Origin of the sequence: Massilia sp. Dwa41.01b, assembly GCF_014171775.1 — a bacterium.
In the GTDB taxonomy this organism is placed as follows: domain Bacteria; phylum Pseudomonadota; class Gammaproteobacteria; order Burkholderiales; family Burkholderiaceae_D; genus Telluria.
This window is the reverse complement of record NZ_CP050454.1, coordinates 1,263,360-1,275,009: the sequence shown is the minus strand read 5'-3', so window position 1 is coordinate 1,275,009 and position 11,650 is coordinate 1,263,360. Positions and strand designations below refer to the sequence as shown.

Below are 11,650 nucleotides of genomic sequence, written 5' to 3'. Positions count from 1 at the left end.
TGCCGGACATACCGCCACGCGGCCGTGTCCCCATCCTGGCATGCCGATGCGACAAGCGGTGTCGCTGCTGCCGCGGTAGCGAACGCCGGACCTGTACCCCATTCGGCGACTGCGCGACACCGCTTGTCGCCGCCGCTACTTATCATGGCCCGCATCGACAATCCGCCATCAAGGATGAAATGAACACATCAAGACGCAGGACCATGCTCGCCATGGCGGCCGGCATCGCGGCGGCGGCCATGGCGCCGTTCGCAGCAGGCAAAGCGGGCCGCGCGCTGGACGCGGCCGGCATCGGCCCGGCCCTGCCGGCTGCCGGCGCTGCAGCCCCTCCCCGGCGATTGGAACGGCGCCCTGTTCGAGCAGGCGCGCGCCTGGATCGCACAGCAGCGCCGCGCCGGCGACACCACGGTGCTCTACCCGATATCGCGCTTGCAGCGAACCCTGCGAACGGGATACCGGGCAACGTGCAACGTCACCGAGATGCTGGTGCAGCAGGGGGAATGGACGATCGGATTCATGGACGACGGCACGCGCTACGCCCGGATCGCCGACAAGCGCCGCGCATGAGCGGCATGCTTTAAGACGGATCAAGATCAGCGCGGCGCGCCACCGGTAGTGTCGTGGCTTTGCCAGCAGGGGGAGAAGCCAATGCCGGACCGCTTTTACATGACGCTGGGCGCCACCACCACGGCCGGCGGCGAAGTCACCAGCGCCAGTTCCCTGACCGCAATCGATGGCGCCGCCATTGCGCTCGAGGGCGATACCGTGTCCTGCCCGCGCTGCCTGTCCGATGGCGTCATCGCTCCGGATGGCCCCCGTCTCGACGTTGCGCACGAGGGCAGGCAATACGCCCTCGATGGCGACCTGTGCCTGTGCAAATGCAATCCGCCGCCGCGCCTGGTCGCGGTGCAGACGCGCTCGGGCCAGCGCGTCGAGGCGTGACGGGCCTGCGGCGACGAAGTCCTGTCAGCGTGGCCGCTTGCAGGTGGCCAGCAGGACAGGCGATATCTTGCGCTCAGCCAGCTCCTCGGCGTCGGCGCTGCACGCTTGCCTTATTTCATGCGTTTCAATCTCTTTATCGAAGTCCATCACCGCCTCCTCTGCACTCACGCCGTCCATCGGAGCGACGTAGGCGCCGTGCTGCTTGAAGTAGGCATATACCGAGGCTGCCTTCGATCCAGGCTGCCACTTGTCGAGCGCTTGCAGGATGTTTGCGCGCGCATCCCACACTAATATCTGGTAGCCCGGCAACGCATCTCGCCTTTGGTGGCGGCGATATAGCGCGGTGATCAGGTAGCTGATCTTCTGGTCCGCGTCGTAGATAATGCCCGGCTCCTCGCCGAACAGGTAGCGCCGTTCCTCCGCCGCGGTTTTACGAAAACCCAGGACGTCAGGCTTGTCGCTCGGAACCGTGGCGCCGAACCTGATCCAGCCCTGAGGGCGGCCGAGATACAGGGTATTGATGGAATCGCGATCCCCGCCTGTCGACAGTGGCGACGACGTATTCAGATACCAGTCGCAGTAACCGTCGTTGTTGATATCGACACGATAGAAGCTGTACCAGTCACGCATCTCCGATCCGTCGATCAGCTCCCAGCCATTGCCACCTGCGGTCGGTTGGTCGCGCCTGACTTTCTGCGCCCAGGCAAAGTCCTTGTGGTGCCTGGCCAGCGCGTAGTATTTTTCCGGCAGCGCCTTGGGAGCGACCGGTTGACATTCAGGTACGCGCAGCGTCAGCCCCTGTGCGGCTGGCTGGCCGGCAGCGCCGCAGCAGGCGCTGGCCAACAGCAGACGGCGCAGGCGGGGATAAAAGGCCGCTCTCGTGATCATGGCGTCTGCAATTGGTCCTTTTCGAGACCTCAAGTCGTCAGCGCGGCCGCTTGCAGCTGGCCAGCAGGTAGGGCGAGAGCTTGCGTTCGGCCGCTTCCGCGGTGCTGGCACCGCATGCGCGTTCGCGTTCGTATGCCTCGATCTCCTTGTCGAAGTTCAGGGCCGTGTCCTCGGCACGCTCGCCAGGCCCCGGTGCGACATAGGCGCCGTGCTGCTTGAAGTAGGCGTACACCTCGGCCGCTTTCGACCCCGGCTGCCATTTGTCCAGCGCGCGCAGGGTTTTTGCGGCCGCGTCCCAAGCCAGGATCCGGTATCCCGGCTGCGTATCGCGTGCCTGGTGACGGCTGTACAGGGCGGTGACGAGGTAGCGGGTCTTCTGGCCGGCATCGTAGATCACGCCGGGCTCTTCGCCGAACAGGTAGCGCGGCTGCTGCTCCGCAGCCTTGCCGACACCGAGCACGTCGGGCTTGTCGTCCGGGACCGTGGCGCCGATCCGGGTCCAGCCCTGCGGCCCGCCCAGGTACAGGGTGTTGATGGAATCGCGGTCGCCTCCGGTCGACAACGGTGACGAGGTATCGAGATACCAGTCGCAATAACCGTCGTTGTTCAGGTCGATGCGGCGGAAACTGTAGCTGTCACGCATCTCCGATCCGTCCACCCGCTCCCAGCCATTGCCGCCTGCGAAGGACGCGTCGCGGCCGACTTTCGCCGCCCAGGCGAACTCCTTGTAGCGCTTGGCCAGCGCCTGGTATTTGTCGGGCAAGGCCTTCGGCGCGGCTGGCCTGCATTCGGGCACGCGCAGCGTCAGACCCTGGGCTGCGGCCTGGCCGAGGGTGCAGCAGGCAGCGGCCAGGATGAGATGGCGCAGGCGCCATGCAACGATTTTGGTAGTGATCATTGGAGGTCCAGTTGTTTCATTTCCAGGCCGCCGATGTCCTTGTCGGCGACGCCCGGCCGGAAGGTGCGCTCGCCGAAGCCGTCGGTGCAGCGCAGCGACTTGAAGTCGCCTTTGCCGGTATGGCCAGGCGCACCCATGAAGTTCTTCACATAGTCGTGCTGGTCCGACGAGGTCAGGGAAGCGTAGGTACGCTGCCAGTTGCCGCCGTTGTGCGCCCGCGCCACCATCGCCGCCAGGTGCTCCTCGGTTGCATTCGGCCGGTAGGCGAGCGCCGCGTTCATGTTCTTGCGCATCAGGGCGTGACTCATCACGGTGAAGGTATCGAAATTCTCGAAAATCCCCATCAGGAAGGTCTTGGTATCGGCATTACTCATGATCGCGGTGGTGATCAATGCCGCTTTTGCATCGCCCGAGAGATCGACCCCGTTGGAATTGGTCGGCGGCTGGGTCTTGATGCGCACCATGTCCGTGTATTCGCGCTGGCCCAGCCCGGTTTCGGCGGTGAACTTCTGCTTGTTCGCCGCCGACAGGTTCGACCAGGCCGCATTCGCCGCGGCGAACGTCCCGGCCGATGGTGTGCTGGCCCACCACGCCGCCATCTTGTCGCCCCTCGTCTTGGCGGCGTTCAGCATCGTTTTCCGTTCCTCCGTCAGCCCCACCGTGGTCAGCTCATTGGCGGAAAAGCTGTCGTACCCCGCCAGCAATTCGCCCACCAGCGTGCTGGCGATGAACTGCGAGCGCCCGTACGAGGGCGTGTAGACCGGCTCGGTGGTGTTTGGCGGACCGTAGGCCAGCTGGTCGCGCGGCGCGAAGCACTTGGTGGCATTGCAGTAGTAGCCGATCCCCGGGCACCCTCCGGTACTGCAGTCGCGGTTGATCCGGCCGGTCTCGTTGATTTCGGATGCGGCTTCGTATTTGGCGATGCGGCGCTTGGCCTGGTCCTGGCTCGCCCCGGTGCCGCAGGCAAGGATGCGCTGCTTGTTGGCGTTGTTCGCTGTGGCCGAGGTGACCTTGATGTCGGCGTCGCCGGCGGCGAACTTGATCTGCGGGAGCAGGTTGGCACGCACAGGACAGCTGTTACCGAACAGCGCCTGCCGGTCCGCCGCGATATAGCTGGCGATCAGTCTGGTGGCATCGTCGTCGTTCATCGTGATCGTGAACTCCGGAATGCTGATCAGGTTCCTGCCGTAGTGCTGGGTGAACAGGTTGACGTCGTTGCCGCCCGTGCCCATCCAGGTCTTGGACGAGTTGTTGCCCCCGAGGTAGTTGCCCTTGACGTCGACCAGCAGGCCGGCGCCGTTCTGCGCGTATTCATTGCGCTTCAGTCCGAGCGCGTTCAGGCCCGGGCCGGCCTGGATGTCGTCGACGATGAAGGCCCAGCGTGCCTTGGTATAGCCCTGGTTATCGCCCAGGGCGGCACCGTTGGCGCCGGTGGTGATCGCAAAATAGCGGATGCGCGCGGCGCCGTCCGGATCGAAGAATTCGTCCGGGCGCCCGCCGGCATAGGCATACAGGTCGAGCAGCATGGTGGCCGGCAGGTGGTCGAGCGCGTCGCCGACACCGCGCGGGTCCGGACTGATGAAGCGCGTCCGCGCGGGATCGAAATAGCGGGCGCCGTGGTAGGCCAGCCCGCTGTCGGCGTCGTGGTACTGGCCGACGTAGCGCAAGGGCTGGTGCAGCCCCGGCAAGGGCGCCGCGGCGGCCTGGATCAGGCCGGGCGTGGCACGCGGTTCCTGCCACACGGTGCGTCCCCCTTCCGACATGCTCAGCACCTTGCCTGCCTGGTCCGTGTGGAGGGCGCGCACCGGTGCGCCGAACAGCCAGTTGCGGGCACGCCGCCACAGCGAATCGGCACGCGCGTCGATCTGCGCCAGTGGCCGCCAGCCGAGATAGGCATACGCGAAACTGAGCTTGCCGTCGGCGGATGCCTCCGCCGCCAGGCGCCGCCCCTCGTAGAAGAACACGGTCGCCTCGTCCTTCCCTTGCGCGCTGCTGACGATCTTGACCACGCGCTGGCCCCGGGCGTCGTACACATAGCGGCTGCCGCCATCGAGGCGCGCGCTGGCGGCCAGTTGGCCGGCGGCATTCCAGGTCAGGCGTTGCGGGCCGCGCGCCGTGTCGATCGTGGCGGGCAGGCCGGCGGCATCGTGGTTGGCCCCGGGCGCACCGCCCAGCGACGCCGCCGTCAGCACTGCGGGAGCCTCGCCCTCCTCGCCCGTGGCGGACGATGCGTCTTCCCCGGCCGGCAGGCTAAAACGGTCGACGCTGCCGTCGCCATGCACGATGTCGGTGGCGAAGCTGCGCTGCCAGCCGATGCGTGAAGCGATGCTGGTGCTGCCGCCGAGCATGGCCGGCAGTGCGCCCCTGGTCGCCATGCGCACGGGCATGCCGCGCGCGTCGGTCTCCTGGCTCAACACGGTTTCACGGCCGTGCTGGTCGACGATGCTGCGTCCAACCAGCCGGCCGGCGTCGTCGTGGCGCCAGTTGTAGCGCATGCGGATCGGGCGGATCACCCTGGCCAGTGCGCCGGCGGGAATGATCTCGAGCGACTCGCTCGTCACCAGGCCGCGTGCATCGCGCTCGCTGGTCGTCACGCGTTCGCCGTCGGCATCCCGGATGCGCAGCTGGTGCACGAAGCTGCCGATGTAGCGGTAGCTCAGGGTCTGTTCGGCTTGCGCCTGGCCTGGCGCGAAACGCTGCAGTTGCAGCATGCGGCCGGCGTGGTCCCAGCGCGCTTTCTGCACGGCGCCACGCGGATCGCGCAGCTCGACGATATTGCCTGCCGCGTCGTGGCGGGCGATGCGCCAGCCCTGGCCGGGGTTGCGGATGGCGGTGACGCGGCCGAAATCGTCGACCAGGCGCAGCGCTTCGGCCTTCCCGGTGGCGAACGCCAGTACGAAGGATTCGGCGGCGGTGCCCATGGCTCCCCACGAGGCGCGCAAGGCGCCCTGCCCGTTCGCGTCCTGCCAGGCGACCGGACGGCCGGACCAGTCGGCCTTGGCCAGGATGCCGCCGACCTGCGCTTCGGCCTGCGGCGCCTCGCCGTCCGGCGCGACGGGCACCGCGCGGCCATCGGCGGCGGTGGCGCCCAGCACTCTGCCGTTCAGGTCGTAGCGATAGCGGGTGATCCGCACCAGTTCGGCGCCGTCGGCCATCGTGGTGGCCACGCGCACCTCTTCGGGCTGGCCGCGCCAGTTGTTGCGCAGCGTGGTCGTGGTGACGAGCGGGCCGTCGGTCACGCGCGTGACGGTCGGGCGCAAGGCGGCATCGCGCGCCAGCACCTCGGTCACGACACCGCCCGGTGCGACCGTCCGCTTGAGCAGCTTGTTGCGCGCTTCGTAGCCGGCGACGGTGATGTCGCTGTTGGCAGGGCTCGGCTGGGCGGCATTCGCAAGCGGCCCATCGATTTCCACCTGCTGGCCATAGCGGTCGTAGCGGTAGCCGAGGCTGCGTTCGATCGCCACGATACCTTCGCGATTGTCCGGGGCGGCGGCGAAACCGCGCTCGGTAACGGCCACCGGCTGGCCTGCTGCGCCGCCCTTGTCGCCGTAGCGGATCAGCGTGACCTGCTCCTTGCCGGGCACCACGCTGGGGCGTGCCACCAGCGCCGGCTGGCTGGACTCGCCCACGTATTCGTAGCGGCGCTGCCAATGGCTCGATAGCGGCTTGCCGTTCTGGTAGAGGGTCCTGGTGACGCGCAGGGTGCGGCCCAGGCTATCCCGTGGTGAGGTCGGACGAGGCGATCGGCAACCCGGCTTCGTCGAGCATGGTCGTGCCGACGTGGCGGCCGGCGCCGTCGTAGCGGTAGCGCACATTGGTCTCGCCGCAGCCGGTGCAGCCGGCACCGCGCACTTCCAGCAGCCGGTAGCTGCCGGCCAGCACGGCATGCCTGAAGACGGTCTTGCGGCCGCGCTCGTCGGTGACGGTCGTCACGCCCGGCTCCGCGAAATCGAGCCGGACGGCTTCGGCCTGCGACCCGGCCTTGCCGCGGATCGACAGGATGCCCTTGCCGTTGACGTCGTAGCCGTAGGTACCGATCCGTTCCCAGGCCGGCTTGCCCGCCATGGCCGTCAGTTCGCTGATCCCGGTCAGCAGGGTGGGAAAGCGCGCGTCCTCGTAGTGATAGGTACGGGCGCCGCTGGGCATGGCGACCTTGACCAGCGTGGTCGCCAGCAGCGTGCGATCGACCTCCGCTCCCTTCGGTGCCTCGGCGCCGTAGGAATAGCTGAAGCGGCCTACAGGACTGTCGATGTGCTGGACGCCGCGAAAGCCGGCCGTGCGATCGTCCTTGCCCAGATAGTGCAGGCGCAGGCTGCGTCCCTGCGGATCGGTCACGCTCAGCAGGACGCCGCGATGATCGTGCTGGAGGGTGACGAATTGTCCGCCGGGCGCGAGGATTTGCACCAGCTTTCCGGCCGAGTTGAAACTCAGCTCGCGGCCGTTCGTCCAGCGCCACACGTATTCCTTGCCGCGCGCGGTGGCGGTCTCGGTGATGCTGCCGTCGGCGGGATTGGCACCGGCACACAGGCTGGGGTTGCGCGGATCGCGGTTGAAGATCAGGCGTGCACCGTCGGCTTGCACCACCTGCAAGGCGGTGGCGGTCACGTACAACTCGGTCTCGTAGGACAGCTTCCAGCCGCGTCCCAGCAGGTTCGTCGATGCGCCCGCCTTGCTGTAGGCGCTGTTGTAGTGGCGCACGATTTCCAGTCCGAGTACGCCCGGCAGCGGCGCCATGTCCACTTCGCGCTGGTATTTGTTGCCGTTGATGATGTTGATGGGATTGCCGGCACCAACGTTCAAGGCATCGGCGCCACTGCCCGAGGCCGGCCCGCCGCCGCCGCAGGTGTCGCCCCCGGGAGCGGGACCGCAAGTGCCAGGCGGATTCGTCGGCGGCAGGGTCGGGGTACCGGGGACGCAGCTCATGTTGGGCGGACATGGCGTGGGCAAGCCGAAACCGGGCAAGTCCGCATGCGAGGCCGCTGACACGAGCAGCAGGACCAGGGTCAACAAGGAAGGAGCGATGGCGGGGCGCGGAAGACGGGTAATCAGGGTAGTCAGTGAAGTCATCATGTCTGATTGCGAACTGAACTTTAACAGGGGCCGGCCGACAGTCTCGGGAACTGGCGGACACCGGCGCGAACGATGTCTGCGGCACTGCCGTCATGTCTGCGATGCAACCCGACTATAGCTGAGAATCTTGTCGTAAAACACATAAATTGTCACTTTCAGAGTGGTTTTACCAACAACAAAGAGTCAATAAAGCGACACTGTTGCAAGCATTTAAACAACTCATGCGTTGCCGCAAGAACGGCTGCGCCAGGCGTCCGGGAGTGCCGCTGCCGCTTCGCCGCCAGGCGCCGGGGGCTGGGCTGCCTGCCACCGCGGCACCAATCCCTATCGGGTAAGTCGTCGCGACCATGATCTGGCGCAGAGACTGTTACGGTTGGGGCCGCTACTGTGGACTTCGTTCCACGCAAATGCCGCTTTTCTTGATCAAAGGCATTGCTTTCCGCTGGAACATTCATAGTCGAAAAGGAGAACGTCATGGCAAGGTTCGGAGTCGAAGCGATCCGATACTTCAGTCACGCGCGCGCCGCAGGCGTGAGCACGGCTGGAGATCTCACCTATACCTTCAACCGAAGTAACGGCTTCGATGCGAAGCTGCGCTCGGCAGGCCACACGCGGGCCTTCTACTGGGCGAACACGGACGCCTGGGAAAACGATATCCGCGATAACGACCAGGGCGGCGACGACCGCAGCTGGGTCGACGACGTCGACCTGTTCTGGATCGAGACCCACGGCGGCCACGAGGCGGACGGCCGTGCGCGCATGCTCTATGACACGCCGCAGACCGAGTGGCGCACCTATTCGAATCGCTGGCAACTGGGCGAGGACTGGAACAACGAATGGGTGATGGCCTATTCCTGCGAAACGGTGAACCGCGACCGCGTGAGCGGCCTGTGGAACATCTTCGCGCGCATGCACATCTATTGCGGCGCCTGGGAAACCATGTGGGATGGCATTACTACCGACGAATGCGGCGAGGACGTGGCCGACAACCTGACGGATGGCGACACGGTCCACCAGGCCTGGCACAACGGCGTGTCCGACTGGTATGTCGACAACCACCCGATCACGGTCTGCGTCGGCAACGCCGCCACCTGGAACAACGGCAACATCCGCTGGGACCTGTCCTACCTGAACCGCGATCACCTGTGGGGACACGGCAATGTCGATGCCGACCTGGCGCCGGCCCAGCAGGCCTGCATCCTGTGGTACTGGACGGAGGGTTGAACCATGAACGAACAACAGCTGATCGATGGCCTGGCCGCCTCCTGCGACGGCCACCTGCCCAACCGCGCCGAGGTGCTCGCCCTGCGCCCTTTCACCCGCGACGATGCCGCCGCCCGTGCGCGCCGTTTCCTGAACCTGATCCAGGAAGCGGACGCCTGCCCGCACGACCGCGCCAATTTCGTCGTCCATGACGACCGCACGCTGGTGCAGCTGCCGGCCGGCGCCCGCGCCGTGGTGTATCACGCGTCCGGCGCACTGCAGTTCCATTCCGGGCTGGCGCCATTCGCCACGCCCTTCGCCCGCGTCGAGGAACGCGAGGCCCTGACCCGGCAGGTCGAAGCGGCCGCCGAGCGCCTGCGCGTGCGCGAATGGGCCGGCGAGCACACCCTCGCCTTCGAGCGCCTGTTCCAGTCCAAGGGCCAGGGCGCCGACCCGAACGGCCGCGTGGCCGAAGCGCTACTGTTTCGCGCCATCGGCGCCTATCGCCAGTCAATCGCCGGCATACCGGTGCTGGGCGCGGCCTCGGTTGCCGTGACGCTGGCCGGCGACGGCGTGCTCGACGCGCTGGCGGTCCGTATCCGTCCCGGCGTGGCCGAGACGCTCGACACGGCGGCCATCATCGCCCCTGAACTGGCGGCGCGCCAGGTGGCACGCAACCTGGCCAGCGTGCTGGGCAAGGCGAAAGAACGCCTGCCGGCCGAGGCCATCGTCTCGCAGACGCTGCGCTTCGGCTACCTCGACCTCGGCAAGCGCAAGGCGCAGCGCGTGCTCGCGCCGGTCTTCCTGGCCCGGTGGTGCTGCGCCATCGCCCGGAAACCCGGGGCTATGTGTTCGCGGTGCCAGCCACCGAGCAGTCCTACCTGGACCTGCCGCTGTTCGGCACCGAGGCCGGCATCACCCGTTCGCGCGCAAACGCCGGCAAGCACTGCGAGGACTGATCCGGCGCCAACGGGCCGCCCCAGGTGCGCGCTTGCGGGTGTGCCGGCAAGAACACGTCGGCGCACCTGCTATTCCCCCGTCCATACAGTTCCCTAACGGACAGACATTTGCAGCGTCAATATCTCAGCGATGGACCAGGCGCCAAACATTCACGCCGCTTATCGCTGGCATCATGAACTGAAAGTTTATTTATGCCTCGCTCCTCTTTATACTGCAACGCAACATCGCAGTATCGACCAGGAGAGCAGCATGCAACACAAGATCACCCAGGCGCAGCAAACGGGTCTGCGCCACCATTTCAGGGCCGCCTTCAGTGCGGTGCGCAGTTTCTCGAATGGCTTGTACGCGGCCCACGGTGGGTGGCACGCCGCCCGTACGACAGTCGCAAGGGGTTGATCATGACGATCCTTGAATTCCTGCCTGTCGCCCTGGCCGTCCTGGCCGTGGTTGCCCGCATCGCCATGTTCCTGCCGCGCCGTCCGAAAACGCTGCGCCAGGTGAACTGACCCGAGCGAACCCATCGCAGCGCAGCAAGCCGGCAGGCCGCTGCGCCCCGCCCACGCGGCCCCGTACGTACGTACGCGGGCCGCGTTTTTGTTTCAGGACATTCGTATCGTGAGGCGCCCGGTAGCACGATGGCTGAGCTAGAATGCATGCGCATTTTCTAGCCAGAACGCTATTTCCCTCACCTCAACACACATTCACGATGCGACTTCCTGCACTGACATTTCTGAGCGCGATGAGCGCGCTGACCGTGCTGTCCGCGGCTTCCGCGACGGCTGCGCCCACGCCCGTCACGCTCGACCAGGCGATGGCCCACCCGGACTGGATCGGCAACCCCGCGGAAGCCGCCTGGTGGAGTTGGGACGGCAAGCGCGTGTACTTCAAGCAGAAGCGCACCGGCTCCCAACTGCGCGATACCTTCCTGGCAACCGGTGGCGAAGCACGGCGCGTCGCCGACAAGGAACTCGCTGGCCTGGATAGCCCGAACGTGGTCTACAACCGCGACCATACGCGCGCTGTCCTGATGCGCAATGGCGACCTGTTCGAGCGCGACCTGAAAAGCGGCGCCCTGGTCCAGGTCACGCGCGGCGTGAAGGCGGAAGATCCGCAATTTTCAAACGATGGCCGCGCCGTGCAATTCCGCGTCGGCCACGACTGGTTCGGCTGGGACCGCACGAGCCGCCTGCAGGCGCCGCTCGCCCTGCCGCGCGCGGCCAAGGACCCGGCAGCCACGGATCCAGACGCGCTGCGCGAGATGCAGCTGCGCCTGATCTCCACCCCTGAAACGCGCCAGGACGACCGCGACGCCGGCCGTGCGCGCGCCGAGGAAGAGCGCCGCGCCGACCCGACCCGCGCGCCCTCCCCGATTTACCCGGGCGAGAAAGTCACGATCGAAGGCAGCGCCCTGTCGCCCGACGGCCGCTGGCTGCTCGTCATCACCGCCGCCAAGAGCGCGGACAAGGGCCGCGTCGGCAAGATGCCGCGCTACGTGACCGAATCGGGCTATGAGGAGGCGGACGATGAGCGTACCCGCGTCGGCCGCAACAACCCGGCGCCGGAGCAGCTCAAGCTGATCGACCTGGGGGAGGGAAGGTCCACGACCTGTCCTTCGACAGCCTGCCCGGCATCGCCGTCGATCCGCTGGCGCAGCTGCGCGCGGCCGCCAGGCAGGAGCCCCTGAAGGGC

At 66.7% G+C, this 11,650-nt stretch carries 10 protein-coding genes; 6 read left to right on the top strand and 4 right to left on the bottom strand.

Annotated features, from left to right (window positions below; translation table 11 throughout):
- The first annotated feature begins 429 nt into the window (after positions 1-429).
- Together G4G28_RS05840 and G4G28_RS05835 are read left to right on the top strand one after the other, a co-directional pair.
- The gene (locus tag G4G28_RS05840) at positions 430-567 is read left to right on the top strand and encodes a hypothetical protein (protein WP_183108132.1); all 138 of its coding nucleotides are present in this window, start codon (positions 430-432) and stop codon (positions 565-567) included.
- Positions 568-648: 81 nt separating this feature from the next.
- Entirely contained in the window at positions 649-942 is a 294-nt protein-coding gene (locus G4G28_RS05835; protein WP_182991227.1) for a PAAR domain-containing protein, read from the top strand.
- A 24-nt stretch (positions 943-966) separates the two neighbouring features.
- Here the strand turns inward: G4G28_RS05835 and G4G28_RS05830 are convergent, their stop codons facing one another.
- The 4 genes from G4G28_RS05830 to G4G28_RS05815 are packed head-to-tail and all read right to left on the bottom strand — an operon-like array spanning position 967 to position 7,795.
- Positions 967-1,830 carry a hypothetical protein gene (locus G4G28_RS05830; RefSeq protein WP_182991226.1) on the bottom strand — a complete coding sequence of 288 codons (864 nt, stop codon included), beginning with the start codon at positions 1,828-1,830 and terminating at the stop codon, positions 967-969.
- A gap of 37 nt (positions 1,831-1,867) precedes the next feature.
- Positions 1,868-2,728, bottom strand: coding sequence for a hypothetical protein (locus G4G28_RS05825; protein WP_182991225.1), 861 nt, complete (start codon positions 2,726-2,728; stop codon positions 1,868-1,870).
- A complete protein-coding gene (locus G4G28_RS05820; protein WP_183108131.1) occupies positions 2,725-6,543 on the bottom strand; it encodes an RHS repeat-associated core domain-containing protein in 3,819 nt (1,272 codons plus the stop codon). Before G4G28_RS05820 ends, G4G28_RS05825 begins: the two co-directional genes overlap by 4 nt.
- Positions 6,443-7,795 carry a DUF6531 domain-containing protein gene (locus G4G28_RS05815; RefSeq protein WP_183108130.1) on the bottom strand — a complete coding sequence of 451 codons (1,353 nt, stop codon included), beginning with the start codon at positions 7,793-7,795 and terminating at the stop codon, positions 6,443-6,445. The genes G4G28_RS05820 and G4G28_RS05815 overlap by 101 nt, the downstream gene beginning before the upstream one ends.
- Before the next feature lie 477 nt (positions 7,796-8,272).
- On the opposite strand from G4G28_RS05815, the gene G4G28_RS05810 reads away from it, so the two are divergent.
- The 4 genes from G4G28_RS05810 (at position 8,273) to G4G28_RS28025 (ending at position 11,645) form a co-directional block, all read left to right on the top strand.
- Positions 8,273-9,022: a DUF6345 domain-containing protein gene (locus G4G28_RS05810; protein WP_182991222.1), complete on the top strand. Its 750-nt coding sequence runs from the start codon at positions 8,273-8,275 to the stop codon at positions 9,020-9,022.
- 3 nt (positions 9,023-9,025) lie between these two features.
- Positions 9,026-10,057, top strand: coding sequence for a hypothetical protein (locus G4G28_RS05805; RefSeq protein WP_183108129.1), 1,032 nt, complete (start codon positions 9,026-9,028; stop codon positions 10,055-10,057).
- A gap of 153 nt (positions 10,058-10,210) precedes the next feature.
- Positions 10,211-10,357: a hypothetical protein gene (locus G4G28_RS05800; protein WP_182991220.1), complete on the top strand. Its 147-nt coding sequence runs from the start codon at positions 10,211-10,213 to the stop codon at positions 10,355-10,357.
- Between the two features lie 343 nt (positions 10,358-10,700).
- On the top strand, positions 10,701-11,645 hold the full coding sequence (locus G4G28_RS28025) for a hypothetical protein (protein WP_308601839.1): 945 nt from the start codon (positions 10,701-10,703) through the stop codon (positions 11,643-11,645).
- Positions 11,646-11,650 lie beyond the last annotated feature (5 nt).